Origin of the sequence: Anaerocolumna cellulosilytica (assembly GCF_014218335.1) — a bacterium.
GTDB classification, from domain to species: Bacteria; Bacillota; Clostridia; order Lachnospirales; family Lachnospiraceae; genus Anaerocolumna; species Anaerocolumna cellulosilytica.
Window position 1 is genome coordinate 1,408,772 of record NZ_AP023367.1, and the last position, 15,177, is coordinate 1,423,948.

At 35.9% G+C, this 15,177-nt stretch carries 12 protein-coding genes; 10 read left to right on the forward strand and 2 right to left on the reverse strand.

All coding sequences use genetic code 11. From position 1 onward, the window contains the following. Nucleotides 1-404: 404 nt before the first annotated feature. From acsn021_RS06140 to acsn021_RS06175, 8 genes are all read left to right on the forward strand, one after another. Nucleotides 405-1,505, forward strand: coding sequence for a glycoside hydrolase family 88/105 protein (locus acsn021_RS06140; protein ID WP_243182320.1), 1,101 nt, complete (start codon nt 405-407; stop codon nt 1,503-1,505). Nucleotides 1,506-1,608: 103 nt separating this feature from the next. Next, nucleotides 1,609-3,165 carry a glycoside hydrolase family 28 protein gene (locus acsn021_RS06145; protein WP_184092949.1) on the forward strand — a complete coding sequence of 519 codons (1,557 nt, stop codon included), beginning with the start codon at nt 1,609-1,611 and terminating at the stop codon, nt 3,163-3,165. Between the two features lie 3 nt (nt 3,166-3,168). Beyond that, a complete protein-coding gene (locus acsn021_RS06150) occupies nt 3,169-4,140 on the forward strand; it encodes a pectinesterase family protein (RefSeq protein WP_184092948.1) in 972 nt (323 codons plus the stop codon). Nucleotides 4,141-4,172: 32 nt separating this feature from the next. Next, complete coding sequence (locus acsn021_RS06155; protein ID WP_184092947.1) at nt 4,173-6,356, forward strand: helix-turn-helix domain-containing protein; 2,184 nt, start codon at nt 4,173-4,175, stop codon at nt 6,354-6,356. A gap of 254 nt (nt 6,357-6,610) precedes the next feature. Next, nucleotides 6,611-7,570 (forward strand): ABC transporter permease, encoded by a 960-nt coding sequence (locus acsn021_RS06160; RefSeq protein ID WP_184092946.1) that lies wholly within the window; start codon nt 6,611-6,613, stop codon nt 7,568-7,570. A gap of 10 nt (nt 7,571-7,580) precedes the next feature. Next, nucleotides 7,581-8,504: a carbohydrate ABC transporter permease gene (locus acsn021_RS06165; protein ID WP_243167869.1), complete on the forward strand. Its 924-nt coding sequence runs from the start codon at nt 7,581-7,583 to the stop codon at nt 8,502-8,504. A 149-nt stretch (nt 8,505-8,653) separates the two neighbouring features. Continuing rightward, entirely contained in the window at nt 8,654-10,264 is a 1,611-nt protein-coding gene (locus acsn021_RS06170; RefSeq protein WP_184092945.1) for an extracellular solute-binding protein, read from the forward strand. Nucleotides 10,265-10,383: 119 nt separating this feature from the next. Next, nucleotides 10,384-11,466 (forward strand): dienelactone hydrolase family protein, encoded by a 1,083-nt coding sequence (locus acsn021_RS06175; protein ID WP_243167868.1) that lies wholly within the window; start codon nt 10,384-10,386, stop codon nt 11,464-11,466. Nucleotides 11,467-11,605: 139 nt separating this feature from the next. Here acsn021_RS06175 and acsn021_RS06180 read toward each other — a convergent pair whose 3' ends face one another. Both acsn021_RS06180 and acsn021_RS06185 read right to left on the reverse strand, forming a co-directional pair. Beyond that, nucleotides 11,606-12,112, reverse strand: coding sequence for a GAF domain-containing protein (locus acsn021_RS06180; protein ID WP_184092944.1), 507 nt, complete (start codon nt 12,110-12,112; stop codon nt 11,606-11,608). 106 nt (nt 12,113-12,218) lie between these two features. Next, nucleotides 12,219-12,434 carry a hypothetical protein gene (locus tag acsn021_RS06185; protein ID WP_184092943.1) on the reverse strand — a complete coding sequence of 72 codons (216 nt, stop codon included), beginning with the start codon at nt 12,432-12,434 and terminating at the stop codon, nt 12,219-12,221. Between the two features lie 372 nt (nt 12,435-12,806). Here acsn021_RS06185 and rd point away from each other — a divergent pair, with 372 nt between their 5' ends. Then, nucleotides 12,807-12,971: a rubredoxin gene (rd, locus tag acsn021_RS06190; RefSeq protein WP_184092942.1), complete on the forward strand. Its 165-nt coding sequence runs from the start codon at nt 12,807-12,809 to the stop codon at nt 12,969-12,971. 184 nt (nt 12,972-13,155) lie between these two features. Beyond that, complete coding sequence (locus tag acsn021_RS06195) at nt 13,156-15,159, forward strand: methyl-accepting chemotaxis protein (protein WP_184092941.1); 2,004 nt, start codon at nt 13,156-13,158, stop codon at nt 15,157-15,159. Nucleotides 15,160-15,177 lie beyond the last annotated feature (18 nt).

Consider the following 15,177-nt stretch of genomic DNA (forward strand, 5'->3'; position numbering starts at 1 on the left):
GAGAGTTGACTAGATTAATTCATACATGATCTAAAGTTTTATAAGCTGTGACTTAGAAGTTTATATTGATAAGGTGAATACGGGGACTCGCGTGGTCCCTGTATTTTTTAAAACTGAATTTTATCTGTCTTAAGCTGTAAGGATATAAAATACAAGGTTTTTGTATATTTTATCCTTAAAAAAGGAGGTAAATACATCATTTAGGATAAAATGAACTATGAAAAAAATGAATCTTTCTTTTTTTAGGATAATTAGTATAATGAAATAGCAGAAATAAACTCAATAATTGGAGTTGTCATAGTTGTTATAAATTAATATCTACATCTTCGAAATCGAATAAGAACTTAGATGTATGTATCATGTAAGGTATATGATAATTCTACAGAGAAGGGATGAATTGGCACGTGAATACGGAAAAATTGAATCGGTATATTAAAGAATACTTGATGGATTATAAACGATACAGAGAAAAAGAATGGTGTTATGAAGATGGCTGTGTTTATATTGGGGCAAAAGCTATGTATGAAGCTACAAAAGATGAATTCTATATTAATTTTTTAATAAAGAACATAGATACTTTTATAGCTGAGGATGGTGAAATTCAAGGTTACGATTTAATGACTTATAATTTGGACAACATGAATGCCGGAAAAATTTTATTTTTTTTATATGACCATACGGGCAAGGAAAAATATAGAAAAGCCATAGAGACTATGATGAACCAGTTGAAAGTACAACCCAGAACAGAATGTGGGAACTTCTGGCATAAAAAAATATATCCTAACCAAATATGGTTGGATGGACTTTATATGGCACAACCTTTTTACATGGAATATGAAACGAGATATAATAAACAGGAAAACTACGCGGATATCGTAAAACAATTTAAAAATGTACGATATCTGTTGTATAATGAATCAAAGCAATTATATTATCATGCATATGATGAAACCCGAACCAGAATCTGGGCAAATCCAGCAAACGGTTGCTCTCCTAACTTCTGGCTGCGTTCTATGGGATGGTATTTAATGGCATTAATAGATACATATGATAAGGCTTCCGAACAGATATACGAACACTACAGAGTGTTTAAAGACCTGCTAAAAGAAGCACTACAGGGCATATTAAAATACCAGGACTCTAGTACCAAGCTATTCTATCAGTTAATTGATTTACCGGAACAAGAGGGTAATTATCTGGAAACTTCAGGCAGTATTATGATTGGTTATGCCTTACTTAAGGGAAGCCGCTTAGAGGCATTGCTATCGGAAAAATACCGCTATAGAGGAGAAGAAATATTAGATTCTCTTATTGAAAATCGAATAGTGGAGCGTGATGGTAAGCTTCATCTTACCCAGATATGTGCGGTAGCGGGACTAGGACCTGATAAGGAAAGAGATGGAAGTATCGCCTATTACCTGTCTGAGCCAATTAATGAAGATGATCAGAAGGCAGCAGGACCACTTATGATGTTGTATAGTGAGTATTTGAAACTGAATCAATAAAGGAAGGCATGCAATAGGAGCCAGATAGAACAATGAGTTATATTTTTTATTCTTCTGTTTGGAAGTATGGCAAGCAAGCTTGCGGTATGCATGGAGTATTAGAATGAAAGCAGAAATTATATTTAAATCTACAAGAAATGCGGTTCTTGAGATAACCGGATTTGGTAAGTACAAAACGATAAGTGAATATGAATTATATATAAATGACTCCTTTCGAATGAAAAGTAACAAGGCAGTTCAGACAATAAATGGTCTAACACCGGATACTGAATATACGCTAATAATTAAAACGAATGAGGGAGAACAAAAATGTCTTGACTTTCGTACAGAATATGAATTTGTTACTCTTGATGTAACGAAATTCGGTGCAAAAGGTGACGGAATCAGCGACGACACCATATTTATCCAGACTGCTATAAACTGTTGTCCAAAAAACGGCAGGGTGTTGGTACCGGCAGGAACCTTCCGCATAAGCTCCTTATTCTTAAAGGATAATCTTCATCTGGAAATAGCAAAAGATGCAGTTGTTCTGGCTTTTACTGAAAAAGAAAAATTCCCTGTTTTACCGGGTAATATTGAAAGCTATGATGAAATAGAGGATTATAACTTAGGTAGCTGGGAGGGAAATCCTCTTCCCATGTATGCCAGTATACTGACAGGTATTAGTGTATCTAATATTGTTATTACTGGTGAAGGAATTTTAGACGGTGGCGCCAGTTTTGATAACTGGTGGAGTTATAAAAGAGAAAAGCCGATGCCATTTCGTCCCCGTATGTTGTTTTTAAATCATTGCAGCAATGTTACGGTACATGGAATAACGGTTAGAAACAGCCCTTCCTGGACATTGCATCCATACTTTTCTACGGACTTAAAGTTTATTGATCTTAAGATTCAAAATCCGGCCGATTCCCCGAATACGGACGGAATGGATCCGGAATCCTGCAAAAATGTTGATATTATTGGTATACATTTTACCGTAGGGGATGACTGTATTGCCGTAAAGTCCGGGAAAATATATATGGGTTCCAAACATAAAACGCCTTGTGAGAACATAATTATACGGAATTGTCTGATGGAAAGTGGTCATGGAGCTGTTACCCTTGGAAGTGAAATGGCAGGTGGAGTTAAGAATCTTTTGGTTAAGGATTGCGTCTTCTTAGATACGGACAGGGGACTTAGAATTAAAACCAGAAGAGGAAGAGGACAGGATGCTATTTTGGATGAAATCATATTCGAAGACATCGAAATGGATGAAGTGAAAACTCCGTTTGTCATTAATTCCTTCTATTTTTGTGACCCTGACGGACATACGGAATATGTAAGAACTAAGAATACCCTTCCTGTGGATGAGAGAACACCGGATATCAGGACACTGGCATTCCGTAATATTGAAGCAAAAAACTGCCATGTTGCAGCCTTTTTCCTGTACGGATTACCCGAGAAGAAAATAGGCAGAGTGGAATTAAGTAATATAAATGTTACCTATTCACCGAATGCCAAGGCCGGCTATCCAGCCATGATGGAAGAACTAGATCCGGTTTCTAAAATGGGATTATATGCGAATAATATTACTGAATTACAAATACAAAATGTTACAATAACAGGTTCAGAGTATGAGCCGTTTATAATTAAGAATATCGAACATTTTATAAAGGAGTAAGTAATGAAGCAAAATGCGGTTATACTTAATGTATCAAAAGAAAAAGAGGGGTGTTTTGCGACTTTCGGTGAGGCAGTCAAAGCAGCAGAAGCAATGGAGGCAACCCATGTAACAATACAGCTTGATAAAGGAATCTATAAAGAGAAAGTAACCATTAAAAAGAATAATCTAACCTTGCTTGGTATTTCACCGGAGGAAACCATTATTACTTTTGATGATTATGGCTTAGAGATTTTAGAGGATGGAGAAAAAAGAGGAACTTTTCGTACTCCCACGCTGTTTATCGATGCAAGTGATTTTACAGCGAAAAATATTACTTTTGAAAACAGTGCGGGACCTGGCAAAAAGGTAGGACAGGCACTTGCACTTTATGTAGACGGTGACCGCATGATTTTTGAAAACTGTAGGCTGTTAGGCGGACAGGATACCTTATTTACGGCGCCCCTTCCTCCTAAAGCCTACGAAAAAAATGGTTTTAGAGGACCGAAGGAATTTGCACCCAGAACACATGGCAGACATCTTTACAAGGATTGCTTTATCTGCGGGGATGTTGATTTTATCTTTGGCGGAGCGACTGCTTATTTTGAAAATTGTGAAATCTTTTCCAATAACTTGGGACAAGAGGTAAATGGTTATGTAACTGCTGCTTCGACCTTGGAAGATGTACCGGGATATGTCTTTTATCAATGCAGATTCACAAGTGACTGTGCACCAAAAAGTGTATATCTTGGCAGACCATGGAGAAATTATGCCAAAGTAGCTATTTTAAATTCAGAAATTGGGGAACATATCAAAGAAGAAGGTTGGCATGACTGGGATAAACCAGACGCCAGAGAAACGGTTATTTTTGCAGAATATAATAATTTTGGGGCAGGTGCCGATACCAAAGCCAGACCATCTTGGGTTAAAATTTTGACAAAAGAAGAAGCAGATGCTTATACCAAGGAGAAAATACTGGGAGACTGGTATATTTAGTTACGATAGAGCTTAAGTTAGGAGCGGGTGTAGTGAAAAAAGAAAGCCTAAGCCACTTAAAAAGTAAATTGTTTGTAAAACTTTTTATGTCTTACTTAATTATAATTACTTTATTTTTTGCAATATTTTCAGGACTGATAATTTATGATGCCACTTCCGTGTATCGAAGTAAGAAGTATCAGGAGTATAATCTTAAGATACAGGCTTATACCAATTCCATGGATTTACAGATACTAAGTGCTAAGCACATAATATCAAGTGTAAACAGTTCTGAAACCATTCGAAAAATGTATTCCAGTGTAGTAGTGGAAAATAAAAGTATGGACCCTTATTTATTTTATCAAGGCTTGGGGGAGTTAAAGAAAATTAAGAATCTAAGTAATAATTTTGATATTTTTAATATAATTGTATTGTTTAAAGGGTACAACAGAGCATATACGGCCTCAACTACGATTCTGTTAGATGAAAATTTTAGCAGTATTCTTTCCTATGCTCCTTTTTATGAAATTGGTACGGCTGGTGAAGTACTTGGACTGCCAAACAAAAATGAGCTTACATTTAATAAGGAAAGTATTATATATGGAGATAATTATTATTACTCCTCCTCATCAGGTGTTGTAAATGGAACTATATTGGTCATGTTTCAAAAGAAAAGTCTGGAAACCAAGCTTAGAAATATCGTTGGTGAATATAACGGAATGACGCTTCATTACAAAGGGGAATTGATTACAGAATATGGGGAACCGGAGGGCATGGTATTTCAATGTGCTTCGTCTGTGAATCGTGATTTGGTGTATAAAATATTTGTTAGTAAATCAGCGTTTCAGATGGGATTTCAAACTTCTGTATACATCGGTTTAGGAATCGGATTGCTTATTAGTGTATTTTTTGTGTTTACGGCTTATATAGTTTCAAAAAGATATTACTCACCGATTGGGAATATTGCGAGAATCGTTGAACCTGTCCAGGCAGAAGGGGATGAGATTGAGAACATAATCAGTGGAATTCAGACCTTAATCGGAGAACGAAATGGTTACCGTGAAAAGATGGTCACCATATCACCTTATGCCAGACAGGGAATGCTTCACGGTATTCTCAATGGAAACATGGAACAGGAACGATTAAAAATATTAAGCGATAGTAATTTTATTGATTTGAAGAAACCCTATTTTGAGATTGCCATTGCCAACATTGATTATAAAGGGAGTAATCCAATCAGTGAAATCCACTACAGAGATATCATTGACATTATTCAAACTGTATGCAGCATTATGTCCACGGAAGAAACGCAGATATTATGCTATATTAAAGATAATAAAAACCTGTTTCTGATCGTAAACAGTGAGGAAGAGGAACAGCTTGAGAATACCTTCTATACTCTTCATCAGGCTATATTAAAAGAAATTGATGATGAGGATTTTATGATTACCTTTGGTGTCAGTAAGGTAGAAGATAATATGAACCGCTTAAAAGAAGCCTGCCAGGAAGCTATGGATGCACTTGACAATATGCTGACAGGAGGAAGAAATGCGGTTTACTTTTATGAGAATTCCCGCTCACTGGACAAGAAGGAATATTATTTTCCTAAGGATGCCATAAGACGAGTGGCAAAAGACTTAAAGGACAGAAATATTGATGATTTAAGAAAATTTTTAGACGAAATCTACAAAAACAATATGGATAAATATGATGCAGCACCAAGAACCATAAGACTTTTAGTGGACGAGCTTCATATTGTAACGCTAAATGCTCTTAAAATTAACAATGTTTTTAATACCACACAGATACAGATTGATAAGATGGAAAGTAATGTTACTCTGGATGAAATTTTTCATTACTATTATGCCATCTATGAAACCATATGCAATCAATTGGAGGACTTGGTAACTCCGGGTAAAGATATTGAAAAGCTGAACCAGGATATTATTGACTATATGAATGAGAATTTTAGGAATACAGAAATTTCTTTAGCGCATATTGGTGAACTATTTGGTGTCAGCAATAAATACATTTCTCTTATGTGTAAGAATAATCTAGGGGTATCGTATCTTCAGTATATACAGGAAAAGCGGATTGAGTATGCAAGGACTTTATTGCAGACCACAGAATTCTCCTTAGAGCAGATTGCAGGTATGAGTGGATACAGCAACATGCTTACCTTTCGGAGAAATTTTAAGTCTATTATGGGAATGAATCCGAGTGATTATAGACAATAAAATAGCAGAGACTGTTGCGAATACATCGGAAAAAAATGAACCTTTGCAGCAGTCTCTATTTTTTTGCACTTTTTTCGTGAGAAATAGAGAAAAATGCCTAAAATGAACTATGAAAAAAATGAATCTTTTTGATTTTATGTGCAAGTAGTACAATTAGCTCATGGATTTCGACTGTTTTGAGAGGAAAATATACAAATCAAAAAAACGATGATTTCTAGCCATTATAAATTATGACAAGGAGTGATTAAAAAAGAATGGTAAAAAAAAGTAATGTTGTAAAATTGACGAAAGAAGAAAAACGTCGGATGTTCAAGAAGAATTTAAAAAGAGATAAATATCTTCTAATAATGTTCCTTCCGGTTGCGTTATATTATCTTATTTTTTGCTATTTACCCATGACCGGTTTGGTTATGGCATTTCAGAATTTCAAACCCGGTAATGGATTAATAGGAATCTACACGGGTGAATGGGTCGGACTAAAGTGGTTTCAACAGTTTTTTACTTCTGCTTTTGCATGGAAACTAATCAGGAATACCTTTTTACTTTCCTTCTATTCTTTAATATTCGGATTTCCGATTCCGATTATATTTGCTATATGTATTACCCAATTAAAGAATAAGCATATTCAGAGAGGTGCCCAAGTTATTACCTACCTGCCTTACTTTATTTCTACGGTAGTAATTGTTGGTATGATGACAAACTTCCTATCTCCATCAAATGGTATTATTAATCAGTTTATAACAAAGCTTGGAGGTAATCCGATTAACTTTATGAATACACCAAGTTGGTTCCGTCCTTTGTATGTAATTTCTGGTTCCTGGCAGACCTTTGGATTTAATTCGATTATATTCGTAGCTGCAATTATGGGGATATCACCTGAATTATATGAAGCCATGCGTGTGGATGGAGCAAATAAAAGGGAACAGATTCGATATCTGGTACTCCCAATGATAAAATCAACGATTATTCTGTTATTAATCATGTCTTTGGGAAGCTTATTAAGTGTAGGATTTGAAAAAGTATACTTAATGTATAACCCAGCAGTATATGATACGGCGGATGTTATTTCTACCTATGTATACAGACAAGGTATTGAAAATAAAAACTTTAGTTATGCAACGGCTGTTGGTTTATTTAACTCCCTGATTGGATTTACAATTGTAAGTGTATCCAACTGGTTCAGTCGTAAATTTAACGAAACATCCATTTGGTAAAGGAGTATTCATGAAAAGTCAAACAATGAAAAAAAAGAGTTATTTTAGTGAATTCAGAAATGAAGGCTTTGGTGATAAAGTATTTGATATATGTGTGTGGTTCTTGATATTACTGGCGGTCTGTGTAACCCTGTATCCCTTCGTTTATGTAATAAGTGTATCGGTTAGTTCAGGGACGGCGGTATCAAGAGGAGATGTAGTATTATTTCCGAAAGGTTTTAACTTGGATGCGTATGGAATGGTAACCCAGTATAAACAGTTGTGGATATCCTATGGTAATACTTTCTTCTATACAATAGTAGGTACTTTTTTGAATATTGTATTTACCTGCCTTGCTGCATATCCGTTATCAAGAAAAGAGTTTTTCTTAAGAAAAAAATTAAATTTCTTTCTTGCCTTTACTATGTATTTTAGTGGTGGCTTAATTCCTGGTTATATGGTAGTAACAGGTCTTGGCTTTTACAACAGCAGATGGGCAATGATTATTCCTTTTCTGTTAAGTGCTTACAATGTTATGATATGCAGGTCTGCGATGGAAGCAATTCCAGAAGACTTATTTGAAAATGCTGCCTTAGAGGGAGCCAATGATTTTATAATTCTAACTAAAATAGCAATTCCTTTAGTAAAACCTACACTTGCCGTATTAACACTTTATTATGCAGTGGCAAGATACAATGATTTCTTTAATGCAATGTTATATTTAGGAAAGAGCCAGCTGCAACCTTTACAGATGTTTTTAAGAAGAGTCCTTATTATAGCTTCTTCCGAGATACTACAGTCTGCAGGTTCTACAGGAGCGGCGGCAGCAGCACAGTCAACTTTACAAATTCGTTATGTCTGTATTGTATTGGCTACCATTCCTATTATATGTATTTGTCCATTTATTCAAAAGTATTTGGTAAAGGGCACCATGCTTGGAGCAGTGAAAGCATAAGTTTAGCACAGTGCATTTATCACAATGCGTTTAAAAGAGATGTAGTTCATCTCAAACAGATGGTTATAATCAGAAATGATTACATGACATATTGTTGAGTTGTCATTTCGATTCATAATAAATTAAACATTATATGGAGGGTTTATTTCATGAAAAAAGTTAAAAAATTAACAGCACTTTTTCTTTCCTTTACGCTAGCCGCTTCTTTATTGGCAGGTTGTTCAGGAAACAAAAGCAACACACCAGTTGAGGGAGGAGATAACACAGGAAGTACAGATAGTTATACTTATACCGGTGCAGGTCCCATTACTGATAAAGAAGGGGCTCAATTAAGTATTTTGGCAACCAACTCTTGGTACTCAACAGTAGACTTAACAAGCAATGATGCTTTAATTGTTAAAGAAGTAGAAAAAAGAGCAGGTGTTACTGTAGATTGGACAATGATTGATCCTACAACCTATACAGATGCAGTTAGCCCTATGCTTGCATCCGGTTCTGATCTTCAGGATATTGTATACTTACCGGATCTTGACTTAAATTCTTCTTACATTAACTCCGGTTTATTCGAACCACTGGATGAACACTTTGATTCAATGCCTAACTATAAAGCATTTTTAGATGCGAATCCTACGATTAAAGCGTCCTTAACCGCTGAGGATGGTCACATCTATTATGTTCCTATCGTAGGTCTTACTGATAATTATCTGCCTAATGTTATGTATAACGTAAAATGGTTAGAACAGCTTAGTATGGAACAACCTAAGACTTTGGATGAACTTGTAACAGTATTAAGAGCATTCCGTGATAATGATATGAACGGTAATGGCGATACTACAGATGAAATTCCTATGAGTATTGAGTCTAAACAGCTGCCTTTTATGTTTGGACCTGCTTTTGGACTTGATTTAGTAAATGGGTTCTATGCAGACGATAATGGAACGGTACATTACTCTTATTACGAAAGCGAGAATTACAAAGAGTACTTAAGCTTTTTAAATAGCCTATACGAAGAGGGATTACTTGAAGTAGAATATACTTCCTTAACCCGTGACCAGATTACAGAGCGATTTGCACAAAATCTTACTGGTGTTACTTTTGATTTTAGCTGGCAGATGTCTCAGTTATACAGTAAACAGTTCCCAGAATATGATGGAACTACAGGAATTATCGTTGGTGGAGAACCATTATCCGGTAATTATCCAGGTGCATATACTGGCGGAAATCCTGTTAAAGGTATCTTTGGAGTTACAAAAGCCGGAAAAAATTTAGAGCTTGCAGTTAGATTCTTAGATTTTGCAGTAAGTGAAGAATGCCAGGATTTATATGTTTGGGGTATTGAAGGTGAGTCTTATGTTGTGAATGCTGATAATTCAAAATCCTTTACAGAAAAAGCTTTAACTGATAATTTATGGCTGCAGGGATTAGGAATTAATCCTCCTTGTCTTCCATTCCGCAATAGTATTCCGGCAACCAATGTATTATTACCTCAGTGGCATGTAGAGGTTGATACAAAACTTGCTACTATGACAAAACCTTCTTGGCCACAGATTTATGCAACTTCTGAGGAAACTAGTACTCTTTCTCAATATCTTGTTGATATTCAGACCTATGTAGAGCAGATGGCAGTAGCCTTTATCTCTGGTAATACAAGCCTTAATGAATTTGATAGCTACATTTCAACTTTAAAAAATATGAATGTAGAAGAAATTATTAAGATTAAACAAGCTCAATATGACAGATTCTCAAGTGCATTAAAATAAGTATTATTAATAAAGTTAGTGGGGCTGCTGTAACAAAATTGCAGCAGTCCCATTTACTTTTTGTATGGTTTCAGGTAGTATGAAATATAAAATAAAAGTTTGTTGACAGCGGAAAGGGTATGGTCTTAAGTGGAATGAATCGTATTATTAATATTAAAAAATATTATACCTGTAAGGAACATCTGGATAAGAAGTTTGATTCCGGAAGAAAAAGCAGGCTCAAGGCTGAGACAAAAGAAGAGTATCTAAAATGGAAAGAAGAAACCAGAACGTTATTAAAAAAAGTAATCGGCCTTGACAAGATGGAAACCTGTGAACTAAATCCGGAGACACTAGAAGTAATCAGACTAGAAAATGGTATTACTCGTGAAAAGGTAGTAATACAGGTTGAACCTGATGTATATATGCCCTTTTATATCTTAATTCCGCCTGTGATAAAAACAGATGAAATTCAATGCTTTCTTGCATTGCCGGGACATTCTGGAGCTGGAAAGTATTCTATAGCAGGTTGCTATGAGATTCCTGCTGTTGCAGATAAGATAAAGGAATTCAATTACGATTATGGCATGCAGTTAGCTCTCTTAGGATATGTGGTGCTGTGCCCGGATATCCGTGGTTTTGGAGAAAGAAGAGAAGAAGCACTCCAAACAGATGACGAATCTGCATTCATAAACAGCACCTGTTTTCATTTGTCACATATGGCAGAGCCTTTGGGACAAACAGTTACCGGTATGAACACCTGGGATATGATGAGACTGCTTGATTACCTGAAAAAGCGGAACGAATGGAAGTATGATAAGGTCGGCTGCGTAGGATTTTCAGGAGGAGGCATGTTAACACTCTGGCTGTCGGCTTTAGACGACAGAATACAACAAGCTATTATCAGTGGTTATCTATATGGCTATAAGGATTCACTTTTAACACTGAATGGTAATTGCAGCTGCAATTATATTCCCCATCTTTGGGAGTATGTGGATATGGGAGATATAGGTGCACTGTTAGCACCCAGGCAGGTAATGATTCAATCCTGTAGGGATGACCATTTGAACGGACCAAGAGGACTCATTAATGTATATGAACAGCTTGAAATTATGAAAAAGGCTTATCGGTTGTTTGGAGCAGAAGAGAATATCAAGCATGATATCAGAGAAGGCGGACACCGCTTTCATAATGAAGTATTTCCACTTTTCTTTCACTGTTAATAATTATTTGAGGCCGTTACAAAACTAAATAAATGCTAGATGAAGCCCTTGGGTTTTCCTGCATTCAATCTGAGATTGGTGTGTGAAGAAAAACTTAAGGGCTTCTTGCTGCAATACAGGAAATAAGGAAAGGGAGAAACTATAACTGGCTATATTCCTTCCACTGACAAGATTGTTCTAGAATACGGACAACCTCCTCAAGTCCTTCCTTATCAAGCGTATCAAACCTTCCGGTAATGGGGCTGTCAATATCTAGAACACCAACAATATGTCCATCAACCCGGATTGGCACAACGATTTCTGAACGGGAAGCACTGTCACAGGCAATATGCCCGGGAAATGCAAGAACATCATAAATCAGCTGCGTTTCATCTTTTAAAACGGCTGTACCACAGACACCTTTTCCAATCTTTATATGCACACAGGCTGTTTTACCCTGAAAAGGACCTAAAAGGAGTTCATTGTTATGTATTAAGTAAAAGCCCACCCAATTGATATTTTTAAGTGCTCCGTTAAGTAGTGCAGAAGCATTGCTTAAGTTTGGTATTACGTAGGGTTCATTTTCTAAAAGAGCTTTTAATTGGCTATGAATAAGCTGATAACAATCTGTTTTATCAGCGGGATATAAGCTGTCTAATTCTTGCATGGTAATCTCCGTTCTATTATTTTTTAAATGGGATATACTAAAAGTATATCCCATTTAAAAAAAATCTTCAACTATTTCTGGTGCCAGCCCTTATCTGGGAATAAACTTAATGAAAACTATTTTCATTGGTAAGATTAGAAACATATTGTCTCATTTCTGATTTGGAACGTACACCATGGGTTCCATCAATGACAGCCTGTTTTTGACTGTTATCCAGAGAAGAAAAGTAATTCATAGCTTCATAATTTTGAGCAAGTGCCATTCCAAAACCTAATGGAATTCCGTAACCGTCCACATAATTTTTATCAAAATTGTTATCCATCGCTAGCTACCAACCTTTCTAGGAATATACTCTAGGTTAATCTTTTTAGTGCCTATTACTAAGAGTATTTGTTGTTACAGGTTTAGTATTTGCACTTAGAATGGGTTTATGTTCTGCAATTACTGTAAAACTTATTTATAGCTATAATCAAAAAAAGGGTTCACAAATTTTTAATTATAAGTAAGCTGTATATAGTGTAAGAAGTATAAGATTATAAAATTAGGTGAAAATAATAAGTACGAAATAGTAAAGCATGGCTATTCGTGTGAAAGAAAATTTAGAAAAAGAAAGGAATGCCACTTATTAATTCTTTCACACTTTTTTTGTGGCAGTAGCACATTTTTGAACAAGTGTGCTATCAGTGGTATTACAATGAAAAAATATATTTGTATTGTATGTGGTTATATATATGACCCGGAAGTTGGTGATGCAGATGGAGGAGTTGAACCAGGTACTGCATTCGAAGATATCCCGGAGGATTGGGTATGCCCCTTATGTGGTGTTGGGAAAGAAGATTTTGAAGAATACACAGAATAAAATTAAGTTTATTCGTAATAAGATGAATGCATAGTTTTAATACTATAAAAACTTATTTCGACAAAATGTGTTAACTATTGATTTACTTGGTATATCTTACATGTTATAATGATTCGCACAAGAGGTTATATTGCATAAGAAAATGCTACAAGAATGTAATAGGAATCATTTAGGGAGGTATACCATGAAATCAATTAAGTTTTTTAAATCAATGAAATTTACTTTAATGGCGGCTATGATTCTAATGGCAGTCTTGCCTTTGACCGGCTTTTGTATCTTTCAATTAAGACAATTTGACAAAACAATAACCAATAACATTAAATCGAATGAAGTAGAGTTAGCTAAAGTGAATGCCGACAGGATTGAGAGTTGGGTAAATACAAAAGTGTCTCAGTTAACAAAAATTTACGAAGCACATCCGGAATTTAAAAATATGGATGTGAAGTACATAACGAACGTGCTGTCGTCCGTGCTGGAAAGTGATTCGGAGCTTGACACCTTTACGGCTGCTGACGCTGCCGGTAATTCTATTAGTATCGTAGATAATTCTATTGTTTCCGTAGCAGAGAGAGAGTATTTTATCAAGGCTAGGGAAACGAAAGAAATGGTTATTACAGATGTCTTTGTAAGTAAAATAACCGGAAACCGTGTTATCGCCATATCCTTACCAATTCTTGAGGGAAATGAATTTAAAGGGATTTTATTCAGTATGGTAGATATAAAGGAGCTGGAGGGTTATCTTCGTAACATAAAATTAGAAGAAACCGGCTATGCATATATGTTGGCAGAAGATGATACGTATATTTCACATCCTGATACGGAGCGAATCGGTAAAAGCCAAAATGATTACATAACAGATGTTAAAATGGAGAATAAGAAGGAGGAAGGACAAGGGGCAGCAGGCTTTTTCTCTTATAATAATGAAAAAAATGAAGCTGAGTTAGGGGCTTACGCCATTGTTCCAACGACAAATTGGAAAGTAATTGTTACAGCTCCAAACAGCGAAGTTTATACAGAATATAATCAAGCTCTATATACTGCACTTTTAATAGGAGCTGTTGCAATTGTAATTATGATAATTATTTCAGTCGTAGTTGCAGGTGTAATCGCCAATCCCATAAATATTGCTGCAAATCAGATTAATCAGATAGCAGACGGTGATTTTACAGTTCAGGTTGGCAGTAAACTTTTAAAGCGGGAAGATGAGTTAGGTACTCTGGTCAGGTCTATTGATATGATGACTACTTCTATTCGAGCTTTATTAAAAGAAGTAATAAATGAAGCAAACGGTGTACAAACGAACTTATCCATATCATCAACGAACCTTGCGGAGTTGTCAAGTAACATTGAAGAAGTGTCAGCTACTACAGAAGAACTTTCTGCAGGAATGGAAGAAACTGCAGCTTCTGCTGAGGAAATGAACGCATCTTCTATTGAAATTGACGGAGCAGTGGAGTCTATTGCTGTTAAGGCACGTAATGGTTCTGAACTTGCTAGGGAAATCAGTAAAAGAGCGCAGGATTTAAAAGCGCAGGCCGTTGTATCTGAGAAGACAGCCCGTGAAATTCAGGAAGAAATTCAAGCAGATATGAGAAGTTCCAGAGAAGAATCAAAAGCAGTAGAGCAAATCGATGTATTGACAGACTCTATACTACAGATAACGTCCCAAACAAATCTTCTTGCTTTAAATGCTGCAATAGAAGCAGCAAGAGCCGGTGAGGCCGGTAAAGGGTTTGCAGTAGTAGCAGATGAAATACGTAAACTGGCAGAGGATTCCACCAACACAGTAACAGAAATTCAGGAGATTACAAAGTTAGTGGTGGCAGCCGTATCCAGTTTAATAAATAGCTCTGAAAAGGCGCTTGAATTCATTGATACTACGGTTATCAAAGATTATAAATCTATGGTTGATATCGGAGAACAATATTATAGTGATGCTACAGAGATACAGGAATTGGTCACTGATTTTAGTGCCACTGCCGGAGAGCTATCGGTAACGATTCAGAACATGATTCAAGCAATACAGGAAGTAACCGTTTCTAATAATGAAGAAGCAGAAGGCACGCAAAATATTGCGGAGAAAGCAGCGGAGATTATGACCAAAGCCTCTGAGGTTATGACACTTATGCAGCAGACTGAAGAAAATTCAAAAATGTTAATGGAAACTATTATGATATTTAAGTTATAAGATACTATAGTTAATGTC

What these genes read in the sequence shown, in the direction of transcription:
- acsn021_RS06145 (WP_184092949.1), top strand. Translation starts at nt 1,609, where the DNA reads ATGAAAGCAGAAATTATATTTAAATCTACAAGAAATGCGGTTCTTGAG.
- acsn021_RS06150 (WP_184092948.1), top strand. Translation starts at nt 3,169, where the DNA reads ATGAAGCAAAATGCGGTTATACTTAATGTATCAAAAGAAAAAGAGGGG.
- acsn021_RS06160 (WP_184092946.1), top strand. Translation starts at nt 6,611, where the DNA reads ATGGTAAAAAAAAGTAATGTTGTAAAATTGACGAAAGAAGAAAAACGT.
- acsn021_RS06165 (WP_243167869.1), top strand. Translation starts at nt 7,581, where the DNA reads ATGAAAAGTCAAACAATGAAAAAAAAGAGTTATTTTAGTGAATTCAGA.
- acsn021_RS06170 (WP_184092945.1), top strand. Translation starts at nt 8,654, where the DNA reads ATGAAAAAAGTTAAAAAATTAACAGCACTTTTTCTTTCCTTTACGCTA.
- acsn021_RS06175 (WP_243167868.1), top strand. Translation starts at nt 10,384, where the DNA reads ATGGTCTTAAGTGGAATGAATCGTATTATTAATATTAAAAAATATTAT.
- acsn021_RS06180 (WP_184092944.1), bottom strand. Translation starts at nt 12,112, where the DNA reads ATGCAAGAATTAGACAGCTTATATCCCGCTGATAAAACAGATTGTTAT.
- acsn021_RS06185 (WP_184092943.1), bottom strand. Translation starts at nt 12,434, where the DNA reads ATGGATAACAATTTTGATAAAAATTATGTGGACGGTTACGGAATTCCA.
- rd (WP_184092942.1), top strand. Translation starts at nt 12,807, where the DNA reads ATGAAAAAATATATTTGTATTGTATGTGGTTATATATATGACCCGGAA.
- acsn021_RS06195 (WP_184092941.1), top strand. Translation starts at nt 13,156, where the DNA reads ATGAAATCAATTAAGTTTTTTAAATCAATGAAATTTACTTTAATGGCG.